This is a genomic window from Phocaeicola paurosaccharolyticus JCM 15092 (assembly GCF_000613805.1).
GTDB lineage: Bacteria > Bacteroidota > Bacteroidia > Bacteroidales > Bacteroidaceae > Phocaeicola > Phocaeicola paurosaccharolyticus.
This window is the reverse complement of record NZ_BAJR01000010.1, coordinates 69,637-90,936: the sequence shown is the minus strand read 5'-3', so window position 1 is coordinate 90,936 and position 21,300 is coordinate 69,637. Positions and strand designations below refer to the sequence as shown.

At 34.6% G+C, this 21,300-nt stretch carries 18 protein-coding genes and 2 pseudogenes; 15 read left to right on the top strand and 5 right to left on the bottom strand.

All coding sequences use genetic code 11. The annotated features are described in order from the left end of the window. The 8 genes and pseudogenes from lgt to JCM15092_RS06400 all read left to right on the top strand — a co-directional run. A partial coding sequence (gene lgt / locus JCM15092_RS06430) for a prolipoprotein diacylglyceryl transferase (RefSeq protein ID WP_235782289.1) occupies positions 1 to 868 on the top strand: 868 nt, incomplete at its 5' end. A gap of 8 nt (positions 869 to 876) precedes the next feature. Then, positions 877 to 2,517 carry a radical SAM protein gene (locus tag JCM15092_RS06425; protein WP_024993944.1) on the top strand — a complete coding sequence of 547 codons (1,641 nt, stop codon included), beginning with the start codon at positions 877 to 879 and terminating at the stop codon, positions 2,515 to 2,517. Between the two features lie 4 nt (positions 2,518 to 2,521). Further along, positions 2,522 to 4,360, top strand: coding sequence for a B12-binding domain-containing radical SAM protein (locus JCM15092_RS06420; RefSeq protein ID WP_024993943.1), 1,839 nt, complete (start codon positions 2,522 to 2,524; stop codon positions 4,358 to 4,360). A gap of 387 nt (positions 4,361 to 4,747) precedes the next feature. After that, on the top strand, positions 4,748 to 5,104 hold the full coding sequence (locus JCM15092_RS06415; protein WP_024993942.1) for a hypothetical protein: 357 nt from the start codon (positions 4,748 to 4,750) through the stop codon (positions 5,102 to 5,104). Further along, on the top strand, positions 5,097 to 5,465 hold the full coding sequence (tnpB, locus tag JCM15092_RS06410) for an IS66 family insertion sequence element accessory protein TnpB (RefSeq protein WP_024993941.1): 369 nt from the start codon (positions 5,097 to 5,099) through the stop codon (positions 5,463 to 5,465). The genes JCM15092_RS06415 and tnpB overlap by 8 nt, the downstream gene beginning before the upstream one ends. A gap of 73 nt (positions 5,466 to 5,538) precedes the next feature. After that, positions 5,539 to 7,068, top strand: a complete 1,530-nt coding sequence (gene tnpC / locus JCM15092_RS06405) for an IS66 family transposase (RefSeq protein ID WP_024993940.1) — start codon at positions 5,539 to 5,541, stop codon at positions 7,066 to 7,068. Between the two features lie 111 nt (positions 7,069 to 7,179). Next, a pseudogene (locus JCM15092_RS17500) lies at positions 7,180 to 7,287 on the top strand (KilA-N domain-containing protein); the annotation flags it as partial. A gap of 62 nt (positions 7,288 to 7,349) precedes the next feature. Beyond that, the gene (locus tag JCM15092_RS06400; protein WP_024993939.1) at positions 7,350 to 7,994 is read left to right on the top strand and encodes a hypothetical protein; all 645 of its coding nucleotides are present in this window, start codon (positions 7,350 to 7,352) and stop codon (positions 7,992 to 7,994) included. 346 nt (positions 7,995 to 8,340) lie between these two features. Here JCM15092_RS06400 and JCM15092_RS06395 read toward each other — a convergent pair whose 3' ends face one another. Both JCM15092_RS06395 and JCM15092_RS06390 read right to left on the bottom strand, forming a co-directional pair. After that, entirely contained in the window at positions 8,341 to 8,712 is a 372-nt protein-coding gene (locus JCM15092_RS06395) for a VOC family protein (RefSeq protein WP_024993938.1), read from the bottom strand. 66 nt (positions 8,713 to 8,778) lie between these two features. After that, positions 8,779 to 9,570 carry an AraC family transcriptional regulator gene (locus JCM15092_RS06390; RefSeq protein ID WP_024993937.1) on the bottom strand — a complete coding sequence of 264 codons (792 nt, stop codon included), beginning with the start codon at positions 9,568 to 9,570 and terminating at the stop codon, positions 8,779 to 8,781. A 358-nt stretch (positions 9,571 to 9,928) separates the two neighbouring features. Between JCM15092_RS06390 and JCM15092_RS17340 the strand changes: the two genes are divergently transcribed. Both JCM15092_RS17340 and JCM15092_RS17335 read left to right on the top strand, forming a co-directional pair. Beyond that, a complete protein-coding gene (locus JCM15092_RS17340; protein ID WP_204367510.1) occupies positions 9,929 to 10,600 on the top strand; it encodes an MFS transporter in 672 nt (223 codons plus the stop codon). Then, positions 10,537 to 11,112: an MFS transporter gene (locus JCM15092_RS17335; RefSeq protein WP_369384647.1), complete on the top strand. Its 576-nt coding sequence runs from the start codon at positions 10,537 to 10,539 to the stop codon at positions 11,110 to 11,112. The genes JCM15092_RS17340 and JCM15092_RS17335 overlap by 64 nt, the downstream gene beginning before the upstream one ends. 18 nt (positions 11,113 to 11,130) lie before the next feature. Here JCM15092_RS17335 and JCM15092_RS06380 read toward each other — a convergent pair whose 3' ends face one another. Next, the gene (locus JCM15092_RS06380; protein WP_034541648.1) at positions 11,131 to 11,886 is read right to left on the bottom strand and encodes a DUF5131 family protein; all 756 of its coding nucleotides are present in this window, start codon (positions 11,884 to 11,886) and stop codon (positions 11,131 to 11,133) included. A gap of 419 nt (positions 11,887 to 12,305) precedes the next feature. Between JCM15092_RS06380 and cls the strand changes: the two genes are divergently transcribed. From cls to JCM15092_RS06355, 5 genes are all read left to right on the top strand, one after another. Further along, positions 12,306 to 13,571 (top strand): cardiolipin synthase, encoded by a 1,266-nt coding sequence (cls, locus tag JCM15092_RS06375; protein ID WP_024993935.1) that lies wholly within the window; start codon positions 12,306 to 12,308, stop codon positions 13,569 to 13,571. 319 nt (positions 13,572 to 13,890) lie between these two features. After that, the gene (gene metF, locus JCM15092_RS06370) at positions 13,891 to 14,844 is read left to right on the top strand and encodes a methylenetetrahydrofolate reductase [NAD(P)H] (RefSeq protein WP_024993934.1); all 954 of its coding nucleotides are present in this window, start codon (positions 13,891 to 13,893) and stop codon (positions 14,842 to 14,844) included. 3 nt (positions 14,845 to 14,847) lie between these two features. Continuing rightward, positions 14,848 to 15,978 carry a DNA polymerase III subunit gene (locus JCM15092_RS06365; RefSeq protein WP_024993933.1) on the top strand — a complete coding sequence of 377 codons (1,131 nt, stop codon included), beginning with the start codon at positions 14,848 to 14,850 and terminating at the stop codon, positions 15,976 to 15,978. Between the two features lie 12 nt (positions 15,979 to 15,990). Further along, positions 15,991 to 17,490: a PSP1 domain-containing protein gene (locus JCM15092_RS06360; RefSeq protein ID WP_024993932.1), complete on the top strand. Its 1,500-nt coding sequence runs from the start codon at positions 15,991 to 15,993 to the stop codon at positions 17,488 to 17,490. Beyond that, a complete protein-coding gene (locus JCM15092_RS06355) occupies positions 17,477 to 17,947 on the top strand; it encodes a gliding motility lipoprotein GldH (RefSeq protein ID WP_024993931.1) in 471 nt (156 codons plus the stop codon). Before JCM15092_RS06360 ends, JCM15092_RS06355 begins: the two co-directional genes overlap by 14 nt. Positions 17,948 to 18,017: 70 nt before the next feature. Here JCM15092_RS06355 and rodA read toward each other — a convergent pair whose 3' ends face one another. Continuing rightward, positions 18,018 to 19,469 carry a rod shape-determining protein RodA gene (gene rodA / locus JCM15092_RS06350; RefSeq protein ID WP_024993930.1) on the bottom strand — a complete coding sequence of 484 codons (1,452 nt, stop codon included), beginning with the start codon at positions 19,467 to 19,469 and terminating at the stop codon, positions 18,018 to 18,020. Further along, positions 19,450 to 21,299 (bottom strand): annotated as a pseudogene (gene mrdA / locus JCM15092_RS15220) (penicillin-binding protein 2). Before mrdA ends, rodA begins: the two are co-directional and overlap by 20 nt. Between the last annotated feature and the right edge of the window lies 1 nt (position 21,300).

Genomic DNA, 21,300 nt, shown 5'->3' with positions numbered 1-21,300 from the left:
TTATATCTTAAACAAAAAAATAAATAAAATGAATTTATCTATCGTATGGAATAATGATCCCATTTTTTTAGAACTAGGAAGTTTTCAATTGAGATATTATGGGTTGTGCTGGGCTATTGGAGTCGCTGCTGGATGGCTTGTACTAAAATCAATATATAAAAAAGAAAAGCAATCAGAGGATTTATTAGATAGCTTGTTTTTATATATTGTGTTTGGTGTAATTATTGGAGCAAGACTAGGGCATTGTTTTTTCTATGATCCGTCTTATTTTTTGTCACATCCATTGGAAATGCTACTGCCAATTTCTAAGGATGCTTTAGGCAATTATCACCTAACAGGTTATGCAGGATTAGCAAGTCACGGAGGGGCTATAGGTATTATAATTTCTATATTATTATACTCTAAAAAGAAAAGAGTATGTATATGGGATACATTTGATAAATTGGCATTAGTCGCTCCCCTTACTGGCTTTTTTATCCGAGTAGGAAACTTTTTTAATTCTGAGATCATAGGTGAACCTACAAGTGCCCCATGGGGTATTGTTTTTATGAAAATAGATAATGCAGCAAGACATCCAGCTCAATTGTATGAAGCATTTATCTATCTAATTATATTTCTTGTTTTATACCGTTTCTATTTTATAATAAAAGATAAATATCAATCGGGTGTAATTTTTGGTATTTCAATCTTTTTTATATTCTTATCTCGTTTTATAATAGAATATTTTAAAGAAGTGCAAGAGTCGTTTGAAGTTTTTATGAGAGAAACTTTCTTTATTGATATGGGACAGTTACTCAGCCTTCCTTTTATTATCGCAGGGACTATCATAATCATAAAACGAGCACATGCTAAAATAAATAAATCATAGAAAGTATTATGAAAATCAAATCATGTTTAATTTTAACAGGAATTGGGGATTATTCATTAACAAAAAACTTTTATAAAAAAAATGTTATTGATCAATATTCAGCTTTGATTGCTACTGTTTTAAAGGAGAAGGGAGTCAATATTTGCTTTATAGATGTGAGAGATAATTGTTTTAATAAATCTTTATTGTATTCAACGATAGAGGCATTAAAACCTGATTCTTGCATAATAAGAGGTGAGCTGTTTAATTTGAATAATATCTATAATTTACATTTAGATAGTCATATACCGGAAATTTTTATTCTATCTGAAAATTCATCAATAACCTTATCTGCAAATTATGATCTATTATTATGGGATAATACACAAAATCATGAAATAAATCTATTCAATATCTTAGAGAAGATGCAACTAGGTATTGAGTTAGAAAATATTAAAACATTAATAGATACTTATGAATATTGGCATTTTATTGATAAAACAGCTCATCCTTATACTGTAAGTATTGATTCGGGGTTTGGGTGTAATAGGTTATGCTCTTTTTGTAATATGAAAAATTCATTTTATTCATCAAGAAATAGCCGAGATTTAGTCAATGAAGTTGAATATTTAATAGGGCAATTAAAGCTAGAGAAATTTATAATTGGTACTCATTGTTGGACTTCTGATCTTGACCAGTTCTGTATGTTTTTTGAGTATTTGGTAAATACAAATTTAGTAAATAATAAATTCACTTGGGCATGTACTATTTTACCTGAATCTCTACCTGAAATTGTAAACAATGAGCAGCTAATAAATAATATAAAAAAATCTAATTTAGGACAGATATTTGTTCCTTTAGAGCATGTTAATGACCAAATATTAGATGATTTGAATATATCCTATAATAAATCAGAGTTAATTCATTCACTAAAAAAGTTAGAATCTATTGGTATTCCATCAATTGTCATTAATTATATAATTGGTTCTAAATATGAATCTATAGACACCATAAATGAACTTATAAATTATTCTTCAGAAATTCTAAATAATGTTTCATGTGTCGAATTTAATGTCTCGTACTATTCTAATAATATTTTGCAGAAAACTAGAGAGGCTCAAGATACAGAGTTTATAACTAGACAGCAAATGATGACATTAAAGCAATATATCCATTCTCAATTTGTATCATTTATGCAGCAGAATATTTCGAAGATGTCTTTTCAGAATCAATTAAAACAAATTGAAATAAATTTATTCGGTTTAAATACACAGATCTTTACATATTACTTAACTAGAACTCCACTCGTAAGTATATATAATAACACAAGAAATCATAGACTATTAAAATTTTCATTTGAAATTACTGACAATATATTAGAATACAGGCCTGTTTTTCACTCTGTGATAGAATATAATAAGGATAATAAACCCTTTATTCAAATAAATCCTTTCCTTAGTAAAGATGGGCAGGCTATCAGGCTATTAAATCAGTTAGAATTTCAATTTGTAGAACAAACAAAGAGATACTCGACTCTCAATACTATTATAATAAGAATTGCAGAACAAGAGAGTCTTTCATATGAAATAATCAAGCAAGATATTCTTGATTTTTATTCTCAGCTAGAGTGCTTAGGATTGTTAAATTATACACGAATGTTAAAAGTATAAAGTGATGGAAGCAAAGCAAAGAATTGATATATTATTTCTAGATGGTTTTTTTTCTGGATTTGAATTGACCTCATTTTTAGGATATATATATCCTATAGGAGCAGTTCTAAAGAAGTTTAGCTACAATTATAAAATATTTAATCTACAATTATTGCCAGAATACACTATTGAAAATTTATTATCTGAAATCGAGAGCTTAAATATTGGGACTATTGGAATCAGTACCCATGGTGATAATGTAAAATTTGTTTACGATGTCGTTAATGAAATAAAATCAAAGTTTCCTAATCTTCCGATAATATTAGGTGGTGCACAAGCATCCTTTAATGATCTAAAAATTATGGAAAATTGTAAAGCCGATGTTATAATTCGCCATGAAGGGGAAATCAAATTAGTTAAGATATTAGACTATTTTCTGAACAAAACAGGAGCACTCAAAGATATTGGAGGTGTTACTTATAGGGAACAGAACCATATTATTTCAAATAAAGACATTGAAGTTATTGATTTAAATGCGATTCCAACATTTGATTATAGTATAATTAATGACATTAACTATTGGCATGTCCCTGATTCTTGTACTACACAAGAAGTGAATAATTTTCTCTACAGAATTAATTTAGAGAATAATGTTTATGTAGGTAGTAGAGGATGTCCATATAAATGTATCTTTTGTGTTGAAGGTAACTTAAAACAAAAGCATCGGATGAGAAGTCCAGAAAATATTTATAAAGATTTAGAGTCATTATTACTTAATACCAAGAGTCAATTTATAATATTTGGTGATGATACTTTTACAGCAACAAAGTCTCGTATAATTGAGATGTGTAAGATTATTAATAAGTTGAGGGAAAGATTTGACTTTTATTGGTTTGCTGAAGGAAGAGTTAATGTATTAGCGAAACACCCAGAACTAGTTCGATTTATGGCTGAATCAGGAATGATTATCTTACAAGTGGGAATTGAATCTGGTTCCCAAAAGGTTCTTGATGCAATGAATAAGAAAATCACAAAAGATGAATTGAAACGAGTTTTTCAAGAAATTGGTTCCATCAATGATATAGACATACGAATAACAGGGAATCTTATACTTGGTTGCCCAGAGGAAACTAAAGATACCTTATTAGAAACACTGGAATTTACAAAAGAGTTACATTATTTAGCTAATTTCAATTCTCAGATTCAGTATTCATTTTTAGTTCCTTTCAAAGGTACTCCTATTGGTGATAATCCTGAAAAATATAATATAGAGGTTATTGATAATGAATTTGAATTAAGCATGCATCAATTTAGAGAGATTATATGTCATTCTAAATATATATCTTATCATGAATTAGATAGAATGAATTCTTTCTATAATAAAGAGTTTGTCGAATTTTATAAAAGTAATATATTTAATTTAAGTAAAGAGGTTATTGACCGACGTATAATGAATGATAGATATTATTCTAAAAATTACGGAATTCGTTTCGATATAAATTCTTGGTTGGTAACTATTTATTCTTATATTTTTATTTTGTCATATTATAACTTATTTGAGAAACGATATATAGTTAAAAATATTGATAACATAGATTTAGACTTCTATCCTGTTGGACTTTGGGAATTAGATTTTGATATTAATCGAAACTGCTATACTTTTGAAACCTTAGCAGGTGAAGAGATTCTGATAAAAGGAAAGCATATTTATCTATGGGAAATGGCAAATGGTCAAAATACGATTAAAGATATAATATATAATGTGAATAGTCCATTCAAAGATTTGCAAAATCCTTTAAATGACATCTTGAGTTTTTATAATTCATTATTCAATACTTTTGCATTAGTATACTCCGAAATTTAATTGATGGGGCAGAAATTGCCATTTCTGTCCTATATCTTTTATTTACATTTACTTTCTATATTGCTTTTTCAGACTCAGCGGATATTTTAGGTTGTTTTGGAATTGATCCGTTAAATCTCAAATGTTACGGAGTGAGCCTCTAAAATTAAAAAGTTTTGAATCTAAGCTGAAATAACAATCCTGTTTATCGGTTAGTGTAATAAAACCTGTCGTGATCGGATAATGAACCAATCATGATCGATTCGTCAATGAATCGTGATCGGTTGAGCAATGAATCATGATCCGTGAATCAATGAATCATGATCGGTTGAACAGTTGTAAGCCTTCGGTTAAATGCATCTTTTATCATAATTACTTCCTTTTTATTTTTGCCTCAAAACAAAAATTATGATGACAAAAGAAGAAATAGCTTCCATAGTTCTTTATTGCAAAGATAATAATGTAAGCTTTAAGAACCGTTTGAAAGAATTAGGAATAACACCATGGCGTTTTTATGAGGCAAAAAGCAAGTATGTAAAAAACAACAATAATGAGTTATTAGAAATAGGGAATAAAGGTAATTTCATTCCTTGTCCTGATCTTACTAGAAAATGTGCTCATGCGAAAAGAGCCTCAGATGAAACAAAATGTAGTAATATAAATATTGAATTACAATCTGCAAACGGCACCATCATGAGAATACATGGCGAGCTTAACAACTCTCAACTCGAAAGTATCATCTTATCAGCCACACATCATGTTTAGCCTGGGTGACAGTAACCGTTATCTGCTGTTCAGCGAACCAACGGATATAAGAAAGAGTTTCCATACATTAAGCGGACTTGTGACCAATATCATGGGTGCAAATCCCCATAATGGCGATGTTTTCATTTTTATAAACAAGCATCGTAACCGCATAAAACTCCTTCATTGGGAACCGGGAGGTATGGTAATATACAGTAAGATGCTTGAAAGAGGGACCTTTGCACTTCCCGACCTGTCTTTTGTCACTTCTTCATCATATGTCATGCAATGGCGTGATCTTGTGCTCTTGGTTGAAGGAATTATGGAAAAGGCAGATAGTCGTCAGAATCGTCTCGTGCATCTGAGAAACATGCAGTTATAGTAGTAATTATATTTACATAAATTTGTTTAATAGGTTGATTATCATTATATTTGTGCTATAATAAAACACGAAAATGACAGAAGCGGAAGTAATAGCCCTACAGCAAGAAAATGAACGTCTGAAGAACTTGGTAAGCAGCCTTGAAAGCCAGCTTGCGTGGCTCCGTAAGAAAGTTTTTGGCAGTATGAGCGAGAAACACCTTCCGCTTAATCCTGATGAGCTTCAACTGAATTTGTTTCCTGAGCAGATGAGTGAGGAAGAGAAGGCAAGGCTTGAAGCTGAAGTCTCTGCAGAGCAGAAGAACATAGACAAGATAATAGGTCGGACAAAGGAGAAACCTTCCAGAAAACCTCTTGATACATCCAAACTGCCAGTCAAGGAAGAGCATATATATCCGCAAGGAATAAACGCAGATGAATACAGTGAACTTGCTCCCGAAATAAGCGATTCTCTTGAAAGAATACCGGCAATGGTATACATCAGGAAAATAATACGCCATAAATATGTACTCAAATCTGATATACAGATAAAAAGTCCGGAAAGGAAAGCCTTTGAAATCGCTCCTATGCCGTTAGCGCCTGTTGACAAGTGCATTGCAGGTGCATCTGTCCTGACAGATATCATACTTGACAAGTTTATGTATCACCTTCCTTTCTATAGGGTCATCCAAAAGTACCGTGAAAGTGGCATTGTCTTCAATGACTCTACCATGAACGGTTGGTTCAGTGCCACATGCGAAAGGATAAAGCCACTGTATGACATTTTAAAGTCAGAGATACTCTCAAGTGAATATATCCAGGTTGATGAGAGCACAATTCCTGTGATAGACAATGAAAAACATCGTACGGTAAAGGGCTATATGTGGTGCGTGAGAGACGCATTGCACGGATCGGTATGCTTTAGCTATGACTTCGGTTCAAGAAGCAAGGCTACAGCCCACAGACTTCTGCTTGGTTATCATGGAAATTTACAAGTTGATGGCTATAATGTATATGATGACTTTGAAAAGATTGAAGGTATAACACTCTATGGATGCTGGGCTCATGCACGACGTAAATTTGTAGAAGCACTTGAGGAAGATAATCAGAAAGCCACACAAGGCCTTGTATATATCAATAAACTGTATCATATCGAGAGTGTAGCCGATGATATGAAAATGACAGCAGATCAAAGGAAAGACAAACGTAAGACTGAAGCGTATCCAATTATCTGTGAATTTGAAAAATGGCTTAGCGATGCATGGTTAAAAGTTCTTCCAGGCAGCAGAATGGGGAAAGCCATACAATATAATTATACACTCCTGCCACGTCTTGCCCGTTATGTCAATGATGGAAGGATAAATATAGACAATAATCTCATAGAAAATGCAATAAGGCCTTTAGCCATCGGCAGGAAAAACTATCTTTTCTGTGGAAATGACGAATCAGCAGTACGTGCAGCAATAATTTATTCCTTAATAAGTTCCTGTAAGGCTGCCGGAGTTGATCCAAGAGAATGGATGACTGATATCTTAAGAAAATTACCTGTATACAAAGAATCAAAGATGGATATCAAGGAACTATTACCCATGAACTGGGAAAACAGAACTGATTCTTCAAATTAAAACCAACTCGAATAAAATAGTCCCAACTTGCATCAAGTTCTTCCAAGTTGAACAAACTTGGTGCAAGTTGCTACTTATTTCTGATTAGACGTACTTTACCGAAGGCTTACTATTGAACAAGGACTTCCACAAGGCGAGCGACTCCTTAAACTCAATCAGATAGCCATTCAGCAAATGAAAGTGCTTGAAGACGATAACGATAGAAAGTTATTAAAATAGCATTGCACCCATGCAGTAATTTCAATAGAAAAGCATTTAATAAGAAATAAAATTAAAATGATATGAAGAATATTAAATCATTTATCGGACTTACGTTAGTTCTATTCGCATCATTCACCTTCACAGCATGTTCCGATGAAGACGATGCTCCACTTTTTTCGGAATGGAAAACTTATTTGGATAATCATGGAAATAATTATGATTATGACGATAATGGACGATGTTTCGGAGACGGCGGAGGAATAAGTAAAGAAGATTTCAACCAAATGTTCATTGGACATGGTTGGAAGAACTATGGCACATGGGAAATTGACGAGAACGGAAAAAGACTTTCAAACGATTATTACAGTAACATGTTCGGAGTAAGTCCTACTTATTATTATTTTGACAATGAAACTCAATTGACAACATATTATCATTCAGATGCAGAAGCTGGCGCAGTTAAGAAGAACGTCATATCATATAGTTTCAACAATAGATATAATGGTTCGTCAAGAACTGTATTGTTATTAGAATCCGACAAATACCTTCAGGTAACAGGTTGGACTCTAGGAAGCCAACCAAGTTTTTGTATGGTACATTCGTTGGGAGTAAGAAGTAATAACAGAGAAATCTATGGGGTTTCCATATACGTACAAATGACTGATAAAGAATTAAGTGATTTACAGAATAGCGCCAAATATAAATTGTTTGATATGAAATATTAAATTATATGGTTGGACTTACATTAGTCCTATTAGCATAATTTGCCTTCATTGCTTATTCCGATAAAGACGAGGATTTTCTATCCACAATATCACAACCCCAATTCAATATGGCTATACTTGAATTTAATGCAGGTAATCCATACAAAATGAACCCTGATAATGATTTCTTTAAAGTATTGTAATTAAGAAACTTACAATAGTAAAGGCCGCAAATAATTGGATCAAGAATAGATATCAAGCGGATAACCAAGAAGAGGAGTTCATACGAACTCCTCTTCTTGGTTCCATAAAAAATACTTCGGCTGAATTGCAGATATATTCCAAAAGTCGTTTCTACTCTACAGAACTAATTATCAGAATAAAGCCCTATGCTATTCCCTTCACTATCTACGAAAACTGCAAAATAGCCCATTCCATCGGCTTGGATTTTTGTTTTATCAATTACTGTATTACCACCATTCTCATTCACCAATGACAAGGTGGTATCAATACTGTCTACAGAAAAACTTACAAGCAGACCATCTTTTGAAGGATGAAATTTTGGCGACCAAGATATCGCGATATTTGGCTCTAGAGAGAAATCTCCGAAGAAAGCCATCTTCTCAATATCACCACAATCACATACCGACATCTTCAGATTGAATAAGGTTTCATAGAACTTTACAGCACGATAAAAATCGGCTGCAGGAATCTCAATAAATTTTACTAATGGTTTCATATTTTATAATTTAAATGACATTCCAAAGATGGTAACTCTAAAAAGCATAAAATTGGAAAAACGCGACTAATAAGAGAAATAATCAGAGTTTGGAGCACAGATAGATATATATTGAGTAGGAGAATAACCAGAAAACAGCTTGAACTCATTGGTCATATGTGATTGATCATAATAGCCACTTTCATAAGCTAACTGGGTAAAACTGATTCTTGGATTGTTCTGAAGGATATAAAGGGCTCTCTGAAAACGAACTATCCTCATGAACTTCTTGGGAGATATTCCTATATAATCATTAAAAGTACGCTCCAGCTGTTTCTTTTCAAGGCAGACACTATCGGCTAGTTTCATAACAGACATATTCTCATCAGGTGTATTTACAACATTGATGGCAGAGAGCAATCTCAAATAATTATGTTCTTTGTAAGGTTTGAAACTTTTTATAAGATAGTTTTCTATAAGGCTGACACATTCATCATCTGATTTGGCATTAAGAATTTTATCCTCAAGTTCATTCAATTTTATATCAACTTCACCAGCCGAAACAACAGAATCAGCCAACTCCCCTATTGGCATATTTAAAAAAGCCTTAGCACCGAACGGATGGAATACCACGGCAATCATATTCACCTTTCCCATGGGATGTAAGTCGGTGAAAGAAAAAGATTGTCCAGAGATAGATGAGACTGGAATAATTCTTTCATTATTCATCATTGATTCACCTCTATGAAATATCAGTTCTACATTTCCTGTCGGGATAATACGTTGAGAAGTTAGAACATCATCGGTCTCCAAGAACCAATAATGTTTAACGTATAAAGCTAGCAAAGCAGAAGGATATACTATTCTGAAACTTTCCATATGGTGCAAAATTAATTAATTGGAAACATTAGCATTTGGAAAAAGGCGACAAAATATGGATGAAGAGTTCTACAAAATTAAGCAACCTTATTTATTTTCAAGATTGATCCCAATAAAGTACAGGCTGAAATTAATACTTTTTCAAATTAAGCCTATATTATCTAAATGAAAATTACTATTTTGCAGCAACGAGAATATTTTTTTACTCACGAACTCAAAATAGTGTAAAGCAATTTAGACTAATGAGATGTAGTTTAATTTAAAATAGCTCATCATCAAATAGTTCGAAAGTCAAACAGCAAGTAATGGTTGTTCTAGTAAAATAAGAAAATATATTGTTTAATGTGATAATATACTTATGAAGATAAGATTGCTTTCTGGAATTCATCGTAATGTGATGGCTACAGGACTTACCAGTTTTTTTACTGATATCTCCACAAAAATGGTCTATAGTATTATGCCATTATTTTTGATGTCTATCGGCGCATCGAAAACAACTATATCTTTGATTGAAGGAATTGCAGAGAGTACAGCATCTCTGCTAAAAGCGGCATCTGGTTATTGGAGCGACAAAATAGGACGTAAAAAACCTTTTATGGTTTTGGGTTATGGAATTACGGCGATTGTCACTCCTTTCTATGCTTTAGTAACAGCTCCATTTCAAGTCTTAATTGCCCGTTTCTCAGAAAGAATAGGTAAGGGACTGCGTGCTGCCCCAAGAGATAGCCTGATTGCTGCTTCTATTAGCAATAAAGAGATTGGCAAGAACTTTGGGTTCCAAAAAGCTATGGATAATAGTGGTGCTATTATTGGTCCACTACTTGCGAGTTTAGCTCTATTCCTTATGCCAAATAATTATCACAGTATATTTCTGTGGGCTACCATTCCAGCGGTTTTGGGTGTATTGGTTGTGATTATTGGAATAAAAGAGTTGAAGTCTGCTGACAAGAAAAAGAAAGATATAGTATCTATAAAACTACTACCAAAACGTTATTATCTTTTTATGATGATAGTTTTATCTTCTCCTTAGGCAATTCTTCCGATGCCTTACTACTAATAAAGACTTATGAAACAGGTATTGAAAAGGCATGGATACCATTTATCTACATGATTTTTAATGCGACGTCGGTATTGTTGGCAATTCCTATTGGAAAACTGTCTGACAAAATTGGACGTGAAAAGCTTATATCTCTAGGATTTGCTGTTTATGCTATTACTTATCTTTTCTTTGGATATTGTGATAGTTTTACTGCTTTTATACCGCTTTTTATTCTTTACGGCATTTATAGTGCACTTACTGATGTTAGCCAAAAATCGTTTATTTCTGACATTACAACAAAAGAGATGAAAGGTACTGGTTATGGACTATACCATGCTACCCTTGGTCTTACACTTCTTCCTGCCAGTTTTTTGGGTGGATGGATGTATGATAACATAAATAATCAAATACCTTTCTACTTTGGTGCAGTAATGGCATTGACGGCTTGTATCCTTATGTATTTTATCTTTATCTGCAATAAAGATAAGAAAAGCTGTTCTTGATTTCTAAATATTTGTAGGCTATTCACACCCAGACTCAATATTTATTCTAGCTTTTCGAGCCTGAGAATGCTGGAACTGTCGTTTGATAGAGTATGTCTTACCATCTTTAAAGAACAGTGCGCCTGTCTGCTTAAACCAGAAAGATACATTCTGGGAGAGGCATGTATTTCGCAAATTGAGTACCCAGTTATAATCACATACTCGAGCCTGACTGCCGGACTCACCTCCTGCAACAACCTGATCAATCCACTCTCCTATCTTAAATGGATTTAAATCAATGCCCTCTAATAAGGGTTCGCAAATTATAATTTTATGCTTAATTGCTGAGTCCTTATAAATGGGTAACCGATAATCAGCATACTTCTGATTCTCTACTGTACAACAGATTGTAACATTGTCATATCCGTCTCCCCAATCATTAGGTACACACTGGGAAAAACGGTCAATACGTTTTGTGATAATAAGGAAATGAAGGTCATTGCGTTCACGTATCATATTCCAAGCTTCATTTCGCCAAACATCAGCATCATCAATAAAAAAATCGGAAGTAAAACAGGTATACAAGAGAGTACCAGAGGAAATCTTATACTCTCCATTTCTCTTTCTTCTTATAGGCAAATCAAAGTTCTTTGTTTTTGTAACAATGTTACTATCTACATCACGCTTAGCATCACCTCGATAAACATAGCAATTCATACAACCTGGGCTAACCTTATGGCATCCATGCCACAAGTTCCACATAGATGAACCTTTTACTATAGCATTTGGTATCATTGATTATCGTTTTGCAATGGTAATTATAGAACAAAACTAAAACAAAACTCCTGTAATTATTAATGAACAGGATAAAATATATAAAGTAATAATGTGGAAATTGCATTTTAAGATAAGAAAAGTAATACAGGAACTCATTTATCCGTTCTACCCGAAATCTTTTATTTCTAGTAATAAACTGAAGGACTGTTATAATAGAGAGGCTTAGATTATCTACCTGATAATTAGCAACCTTTGTCAACAAACAATAGTTATATGATATCCTATCATATATTTATCAGGAGTAAGCTCACATCATGTTGTTTCAATAAAAGAGTCGATGAAATGGGGAAATGTAGCGAAAGATTTTAATTAGAAGTGATACTTTGCATTTTTTTTTGAAAATATAGGTAAATTTGCACTAATCAAACTACATTTTAATGGGTAAAAGTAAATTAATTCTCTTTCTATTGTTCATTTCTCTACTGAATAACACAAATGCATATTCACAGATTAATGACTCTATAGATACTTATACCAGCGATTCGATGATGATAGATATCCTTCAGAAAGAGGGAATACCTATCACTTCCAACAACAAGGTTAAGTTACTAAAAAGTGGTAAAGAGAAGTTTAATGATCTGTTTGATGAGGTAAGGAAGGCAAAACACTCAATTGAGCTAGAATATTTCAACTTTAGGAATGACTCCATAGCAAAAACTCTTTTTGAATTGTTAGCTCAAAAGGCTAGAGAGGGAGTAAAAGTTAGAGCTTTGTTCGATGCTTTCGGTAATATGTCAAATAATAAGCCGCTTAAAAAGAGTCATCTGAAAGCTATTAGAGAGAGCGGAGTAGAAATTATTAAATATGACCCGATACGTTTCCCATGGATTAATCATGTACTGAAGAGAGATCACCGAAAAATCATTATCATAGATGGAAAGATTGGCTATACAGGAGGTATGAATATAGCTGATTACTACATTACCGGTTTACCAAAGATTGGTGACTGGAGAGATATGCATGTCAAGATAGAAGGGGAAGCAGTAAAAAATCTTCAGGATATATTTATCTCTATGTGGGAAAAAATCACTAAAGAAAAGATAGATAGTGACTTCAATAAATATAAAGATAGCATAGATGCACCAGTAATCAATGGATGTAATGTTGCTATTCTTGACAGATGGCCTGGCAAGACTCCTAAGATAATGAGAGAGTTTTATGTTAACTCTATAAATTCCGCCAAAGAGAGAATACAGATTATTAATCCATACTTCGTACCGACAAGTTCTATTCAAAAAGCGCTGGAAAAGGCTTTGAAAAGAGGAGTTAACGTACAAATTATGATTCCTGGTAAGTCGGACATCTATTTTACTCCTGATGCGGCCTTTTACAATGTAAACAAACTGAGAAAGAAAGGTGCTGAAATTTACATCTTCAACGGAGGTTTCCATCATGCAAAAATCATGATGATAGACGGCCTATACTGCACAGTGGGTAGTACAAACTTGAATAGTAGAAGTCTCAGATATGACTATGAGGTAAATGCCGTAATTTTCAATAAAAAAGTCGCTAGTGAATTAATCAACACATTCAATAATGACAAGAGTCAGAGTACATTACTAACAAAAGAGATTTATGATAAACGTACTCCGTGGAAAAAATTTGTAGGTTGGTTTGCCAATGTCCTTACACCTTTCTTATAGAGCAATAAGATAAATATTTTTTATCTACACAAAAACATTCGATTTAATAAAGAAATGCATCCATAAATTTTGGGAAAATGATCTCAATAGGGAATTTGATTACTTGTTGATCGGCTTAAACTATATCGATAACACTATTAATAGAGTTATTGACTCGCCTTTATTGTAAATCGAATTCATGTTTTTTCACATAGCTCCATTAACTATGCTCTATTTATGGACAAAAGTTCTCAAAATATTGAGAATCCATCCCAAATTAATGCAATAATTTTCTTATTTTTGTCCAAATATGTATTTATGAAATTGAGAATCAAGCATAATGAGAATAGTTGATTTAATAAAAAATTCAGATAAGACAGCATTTTCTTTTGAGTTGTTACCTCCATTAAAGGGAACCGGAATAGATAAATTGTATAATAACGTTGAGACACTTTTGGAGTTTGATCCTAAGTATATCAACATCACAACTCATAGAAGTGAATATGTATACAAGGATCTAGGTAACGGGATGTTCCAAAGATCACGTGAACGCAGACGTCCTGGTACTGTAGCTGTTGCTGCTGCTCTTTTAAATAGATACAATATTCCAACTGTCCCTCATATTCTATGCAGTGGGTACAGCAGAAAGGATACCGAATATGTGCTGCTTGATCTTCAGTTTCTAGGTATAACAGACTTGCTCATTCTAAGAGGCGACAAAGCAAAACATGAATCTTCATTCGTACCGGAGCCTGAAGGATATAGTCATGCCTTGGAATTAGAGTATCAGATTAACAATTTCAACAAAGGACTCTTTGAAGACGGATCTCCTATCAAATCTCCAGGAGCTCCTTTCAGCTACGGAGTTGCATGCTACCCGGAGAAGCACGAAGAGTCACCAAATATGGATCAAGATATTTACTGGCTCAAGAAAAAGATTGAGGCTGGTGCAGAATATGCTGTTACACAGATGTTCTTTGACAACCAGAAGTACTTCGACTTTGTTGAGAGAGTTAGAAAAGAGGGTATAAACGTACCTATTATCCCAGGAATTAAGCCATTCCGTAAACTTAATCAATTGAGTATGATTCCTAAAACATTCAAGATTGATTTACCACAAGAACTTGCTGCAGAGGCTTTGAAATGTAAGAATGATGATGATACCACAGCGCTTGGCATAGAATGGTCTATAAACCAGTGCAAGGAACTTATCAAATGTGGAGTACCAAGTGTACATTTCTATACTGTGGGAGCAGTAGATAGTGTTAAACAAATAGCAAAGAATATTTACTGATAGATGTTTTTTAAAGATATAATTGGACAAGAAAAAGCAAAAAGAAGGCTTATCAATGAGATAAAAGAGGGCCGTATCCCACATGCACAGCTATTCTGTGGTCCTGAGGGAGTGGGGAAGCTGCCTCTTGCCATAGCCTATGCAAGATACATAAACTGCCAGAGCCCAAGCGATGATGATGCTTGCGGTACTTGTCCAAATTGTATTAAATTCAATAAACTTATTCACCCGGATCTCCACTTTGTATTCCCGGTGGTTAAGAAAAAAGGTGCCTCTAAGCCTGTGGTCTGTGATGACTATATTTCGACTTGGAGACAATTTGTTCTGAATAACCCATACTTTACACTCAATCAGTGGACTAAGGAAATGGGAGTTGAGAACCAACAAGCAATAATATATTCTAACGAGAGCGATGAGATTCTTAAGAAACTTAGTTTCAAATCCAGTCAAGGAGGATATAAGTGCGTAATAATATGGCTACCCGAAAAGATGAATGTCGAATGTAGCAACAAGCTGCTTAAGATACTGGAGGAGCCACCTTCAATGACCATTTTCTTACTTATCTCTGAACAACCTGACACTCTTCTTACTACAATTTTAAGCAGATGCCAAAGATTTAATCTGCCAGCCATATCTGAGTATGATATGACAAATATGATTACAAATCGATTTGGTATTGAGGAGATAAGCGCAAAAGAGATAGCTCACGCATCACAAGGCAGCGTGCTTAAAGCTATAGATACTATCCAGACAAATGATGAGCACAAAGAATTCTTTGACCTGTTTGTCAGTCTTATGAGGCTATGCTATGCACGCAAGATACGTGAGATGAAACTATGGAGTGAGACTCTTGCAAGTATGGGAAGGGAGAGACAAAAAAATTTCCTTACCTATTGCCAGAACATGATTAGAGAGAATTTCATATACAATTTTCACAAAGATGAACTGAACTATATGAGCAGCTCTGAAAAGCAATTCTCTCAAAAATTTGCTCCTTTTATAAATGAAAAGAATATATTTGGCATAATGAATGAATTAAGCGAAGCACAATCGCATATAGAACAGAATGTAAATGCTAAAATGGTCTTTTTTGATTTTTCTTTAAAGATGATTGTGCTTCTTATACAAAAATAATATATAGATATTATGGGTAATTGTTTCAAATTAAAGAACGGAAGTGGCTGCATGGATTGTAAAGGCTGCGGAAGACAAGATAAACAACTGAACACATATGATTGGCTTTCTGATGTCCCTGGGAACTCAGACGAGCAGAATATGGTAGAGGTTCAATTTAAAAATACCAGGAAAGGATATTTCATCAATAGCAACAAGCTCAAAATAGAAAAGGGAGATACAGTTGCTGTTGAAGCTAGCCCAGGCCACGATATTGGTGTAGTAACTCTGACAGGCAGATTAGTGCCTCTACAGATGAAGAAGGCCAATCTTAAACCTGAAGTCGAAATTAAGCGTGTCTACAGAAAAGTTAAACCTGTGGATATGGAGAAATACGAAGAGGCTAAAGCTAAAGAGCACGAGACTATGATCAAATCAAGACAGATTGCAAAGAATCTGAACTTGAATATGAAGATTGGTGATGTGGAGTATCAAGGAGATGGAAATAAAGCAATATTCTACTATATAGCAGATGAAAGAGTAGACTTCCGTCAGCTTATCAAGGTCTTGGCAGAGACATTCCATGTTCGAATTGAGATGAAACAAATCGGAGCCAGACAAGAAGCTGGTAGAATAGGTGGTATTGGTCCTTGCGGAAGAGAACTCTGCTGTGCCACATGGATTACTAGTTTCAGTTCTGTATCTACTACTGCTGCAAGATTTCAGGATATATCATTGAATCCTCAGAAACTTGCAGGACAGTGTGCAAAACTGAAATGTTGCATGAATTATGAAGTTGATGCATATGTAGAGGCTCAAAAGAGATTCCCAAGCAGAGAAATACAACTCGAAACATTCGACAGTACTTTCTTCTTCTTTAAGGCTGATATATTAAAGGGACAGATAACATACTCAACCGACAAGAACTTCCTTGCTAACGCTGTGACTATTTCAACAAAAAGAGCCTTTGACATTATAAATATGAACCGTCGTGGGGAAAAGCCGGAATCTTTGATAGAACAGACTAAACAAGAGCCTTCTAAATCAATGGATTTGTTGGAACAAGAAAGTCTAACTCGTTTTGATAAGAGAAAGAACTCAAAGAACAAGAAGAGAAGAAATCAAGATGATAATAATAGACCAAATGGTAATCAACCAAGAGGAGAACAACAGAGAGAAAATGGCCAGCAGAATAATATTGCTGCAAACCAGAACAATAACAAGAATAATAGGGAGGTAGCAAAACAAGGCAACCCTAAAAACAATAATGATAACAGAGGTCAAAAGAACCAAAATAACAGACCTCAAAACCATAATCAAAATCAGAACCAAAACCAGAATGGACAACGTCCTCCAAAAGATTATAATAGAGAAAACAGGCATAATGATCAGAATAATGGTGGTTCAAATGGTAACCAACAATCTGCTCATAAAAATAACAATGGGCAGAATAACAATCAAAGAGAGAATAGACAGAATAATCCTGTAGATAATCGTCAAGGTAACAATAAACCTAAAAATGAAAATCAATAGTTATATAATTCTTCTGTTTACTTTATCCTTGGCTTCTTGCCAATGCAATACAAAATATCACTCTTATTGCTCTACATCAACTGGTGGCTGGCATAAGGGTGATACCCTTTCATACGAGATTCCTTCAAATTTGGAGAAAGGAGAATATATAATTGAGGTTGGTATACGTCATAGCGGTATTTATAAATACAAGAATATTTGGATTGAGGTTGCGAACAATTTCACTGACTCAAAAAAAATCAAATGTGACAGCATTCAACTTATTCTAGCTGACAAAGAAGGCAACTGGCTAGGCAAAGGTATTTCGGGACTATATCAAAAAGATTCTCTTTTGACTAAGAAGTTTACTGTTACCAATTCAAATAAAGCTAAGATTTCTGTACGCCATATAATGAGGGATAAAAACCTACCTGGGATAAGAGATTTTGGAATCAAACTGATTAAAGTTTCAAACTGATTAGTGTCCGAAACTTATTGATATGAATTCTAATTTATGGCAGTCGTGTTTAAGAAAAGTAGAATTTCTCTTAGTTTCTCTTTCTAGCTGCATCCATCCTCAAGAATACAAAGAGAAGTATAGTAAAGCCCCATAAAGAAGATCCACCATAGCTGAAGAATGGCAGAGGAATACCAATAACAGGTGTAAGTCCAATAACCATACCTATATTAATGAACATATGGAATAGGAATATACTTAATACAGAATAGCCATAAACTCGCGCAAAACGGCTGTATTGCCTTTCTGAAAGAACTATTAGACGTAATATAAGAATCGTAAACAATAGCATTACAGCTGCTGAGCCAATAAAGCCTTGTTCCTCTCCCACAGTACAGAATATAAAGTCAGTATCCTGCTCAGGTACATATTTAAGCTTAGTCTGCGTTCCATTAAGGAAACCTTTTCCAAACATACCTCCTGAACCTATTGCAATCTTACTTTGATTCACATTATACCCAGCCCCAGTAAGATCCTCTTCCATACCTAGCACAACCTTTATTCTTATCTGCTGATGATCTTCAAGAACATTTTCAAACAAGTAGCTTGCAGAGTACGAGAAACCTACAGAGCCAATTGCGAAAAGGGCTATATAGAAATAGTTCTTCATACGATCACGAAGAGAAAGAAATATCAGATAAAAAACAAGTATGGCACATATGACATACTGAACTATAGCAACATCAAAAGGATAATAATTGCTTACTAACAACGCTAAGCCTGTGATTAAAGAGCCTCCAAACAGTATGTATAGAAAGACAGATGTCTTGTTACAGTACACCTTCACCAATATTGACGAAAGAATTATTATCAATGACAAAACAGCGAAATCACCTAAAACTGTAGCCCCATCGGCTAGCATCTCCGTACTGAATTTTATGCCAACAACGAAGTATACTACAGCACATATTCCAACAAAAAGTATAGATCCCGGCATTCCCTCACGGTAAAGCATAAAGAAGAATGCAAGATAGACCAATGCCGATCCTGTTTCTCGCTGCATGATTATCAGAAACATAGGCAACAGTATAATAGCAACAACTGCTGCAAAGTGTTTGGTCTTTTCGATATTGAAACTGTAAGAACTCATGAACTTAGCTAAAGCTAATGCCGTTGCAAACTTTGCAAACTCCGCAGGCTGGAGACTTATAGGACCAAACTTAAGCCATGAGTAAGAACCCTTAGTATCTTCTGCTAAAAAAGGAGTTATTAATAGTAGGAACATCATTCCTATATAAAGAATATATGAGAACATATCATACAACTTATCCTCAAGCATGAGCAATACAAAGCCAAGACAGAGCGAGCATCCTATCCATACCAACTGCTTTCCGGCACGAGAATCGAAACTAAAGAAGTCAAAATCTCCATAGTTATAGCTGGCACCGCAGACACTGAACCATCCTAAAATAACAAGAATCAGATAGATGCTTATTGTTAGCCAGTCAACTGATCTCCATAAATTAACGTTGGTGGGTGCCATAATCAATAATTTTATTTTGTATTATCTCTGCTTTTGCCTCGCTGGCTTCAGAGAGTGCTCCTTTTAAGTATTTCTCCATGATAAGTGATCCAATAGGTACACCATAAACAGCTCCGAATCCTCCATTTTCAACATAAACTACAATAGCTATCTTGGGATTATTCATCGGTGCAAAACCCATGAAGGCTGAATGGTCCTTGCCTCTATTCTGAGCTGTACCAGTCTTTCCACACACCTCAATACCAGGGATATCAGCACCTCTACAAGTTCCTCCAAGTACAGCAGATCTCATTCCCTGAACAACTATATCATATTGCTCCTTTTGAACCTTTGTGTAGTGTTTCTCTTCATAAATAGGATCAAGAGGTTCACCTTGAACACTTTTTACTACATGAGGAGTGATATAGTATCCTCTATTTGCAATTGTAGCTCCAAGGTTTGCTATCTGAAGTGGAGTGAGTGACACCTCACCTTGTCCGATAGCGATAGATATTATAGTAAGTCCATTCCATGAACCGCGGTAATTCTTGTCATAATACTGTGCGTTAGGTATCATACCTCTCTTCTCTCCCGGCAAATCAACGCCAAGTTATATCCGAATCCCATAGATACCATATAGTCACGCCATGTAGACATAGCATTCTGTACAGAACCATATTTTCTCTTATTACCCATCATGTGGTATAGTCCCCAGCAGAAGAAAGAATTACATGATGTCTCTATAGATGGGATAACACTTAATGGTGAAGGATGTGAATGGCATCCTACACGTAGTCCGGCGTGAACGAAACCATGATAGCATGGATATTGTGTATGAGTATTTATTATACCTTCTTGCAAAAAGGTAAGAGCCTGAGACGTTTTGAATGTAGAACCGGGAGGATAAACACCCATAATAGATCTGTTCAGAAGAGGTTTCCATGAATCTCTTATAAGACTAAGATGATTCTTACCCCTTTGACGTCCCACCATCATTCGTGGGTCGAACGTAGGAGTAGATACCATACAGAGTATTTCACCTGTCTGAGGATCAATAGCCACTATACTTCCAATCTTATTCTGCATAAGTCTTTCAGCAAGCATCTGAAGTTCGATGTCTATGCCAAGGGTCAGGTTTTTTCCGGGTACAGGGGTCTTATCATACTTACCATTCATATATTTACCCTGAATTCTTCCTCTTGCATCTCGCAGAAGAATCTCCACACCCTTCACTCCTCTTAACTGTGTCTCATAAGATTTTTCGACACCTTGCTTCCCTATGAAGTCTCCTCTTTTATAGTAATCATCGTTGGCTATATCTGCCTTAGATACCTCAGCAATATCACCAAGTACATGTGCAGAAGATCCATAATTATATTGTCGAATTGAGCGACGCTGAATATAAAATCCCGGGAATTTAAATAATTTCTCCTGAAACACACCACACTCTTCTGCTGACAACTGAGTCATCAGTACCTGGTTGGTATAGCGGGAATAACCTGGATTTATACGTCTATCTTTGATCTCGCCGAATCTTTTTCTCAGAAACTCAGGAGTTATATTGAGTGTCTTACAGAAGTCCAAAGTATCAAGATCTTTAATCTCATTAGGAACAACTGTAATATCATAAGAGGGCTGATTGTATACAAGTAGTTTACCGTTTCGGTCATATATACCACCACGGCTTGGATATTGTATCTTATTAAGAAGAGCATTACTATCGGCATTCTTCTTATAGTCATCACTCATAATCTGAAGGGCAAAAAGGCGAATAAGATATACAAGAACAATAACAATAACTGCTCCTCCTATAACATACTTCCTCTTTTCAAGATTATAATCTCTTTCCACT

What these genes read in the sequence shown, in the direction of transcription:
- JCM15092_RS06425 (WP_024993944.1), top strand. Translation starts at nt 877, where the DNA reads ATGAAAATCAAATCATGTTTAATTTTAACAGGAATTGGGGATTATTCA.
- JCM15092_RS06420 (WP_024993943.1), top strand. Translation starts at nt 2,522, where the DNA reads ATGGAAGCAAAGCAAAGAATTGATATATTATTTCTAGATGGTTTTTTT.
- JCM15092_RS06415 (WP_024993942.1), top strand. Translation starts at nt 4,748, where the DNA reads ATGATGACAAAAGAAGAAATAGCTTCCATAGTTCTTTATTGCAAAGAT.
- tnpB (WP_024993941.1), top strand. Translation starts at nt 5,097, where the DNA reads ATGTTTAGCCTGGGTGACAGTAACCGTTATCTGCTGTTCAGCGAACCA.
- tnpC (WP_024993940.1), top strand. Translation starts at nt 5,539, where the DNA reads ATGACAGAAGCGGAAGTAATAGCCCTACAGCAAGAAAATGAACGTCTG.
- JCM15092_RS06400 (WP_024993939.1), top strand. Translation starts at nt 7,350, where the DNA reads ATGAAGAATATTAAATCATTTATCGGACTTACGTTAGTTCTATTCGCA.
- JCM15092_RS06395 (WP_024993938.1), bottom strand. Translation starts at nt 8,712, where the DNA reads ATGAAACCATTAGTAAAATTTATTGAGATTCCTGCAGCCGATTTTTAT.
- JCM15092_RS06390 (WP_024993937.1), bottom strand. Translation starts at nt 9,570, where the DNA reads ATGGAAAGTTTCAGAATAGTATATCCTTCTGCTTTGCTAGCTTTATAC.
- JCM15092_RS17340 (WP_204367510.1), top strand. Translation starts at nt 9,929, where the DNA reads ATGAAGATAAGATTGCTTTCTGGAATTCATCGTAATGTGATGGCTACA.
- JCM15092_RS06380 (WP_034541648.1), bottom strand. Translation starts at nt 11,886, where the DNA reads ATGATACCAAATGCTATAGTAAAAGGTTCATCTATGTGGAACTTGTGG.
- cls (WP_024993935.1), top strand. Translation starts at nt 12,306, where the DNA reads ATGGGTAAAAGTAAATTAATTCTCTTTCTATTGTTCATTTCTCTACTG.
- metF (WP_024993934.1), top strand. Translation starts at nt 13,891, where the DNA reads ATGAGAATAGTTGATTTAATAAAAAATTCAGATAAGACAGCATTTTCT.
- JCM15092_RS06365 (WP_024993933.1), top strand. Translation starts at nt 14,848, where the DNA reads ATGTTTTTTAAAGATATAATTGGACAAGAAAAAGCAAAAAGAAGGCTT.
- JCM15092_RS06360 (WP_024993932.1), top strand. Translation starts at nt 15,991, where the DNA reads ATGGGTAATTGTTTCAAATTAAAGAACGGAAGTGGCTGCATGGATTGT.
- JCM15092_RS06355 (WP_024993931.1), top strand. Translation starts at nt 17,477, where the DNA reads ATGAAAATCAATAGTTATATAATTCTTCTGTTTACTTTATCCTTGGCT.
- rodA (WP_024993930.1), bottom strand. Translation starts at nt 19,469, where the DNA reads ATGGCACCCACCAACGTTAATTTATGGAGATCAGTTGACTGGCTAACA.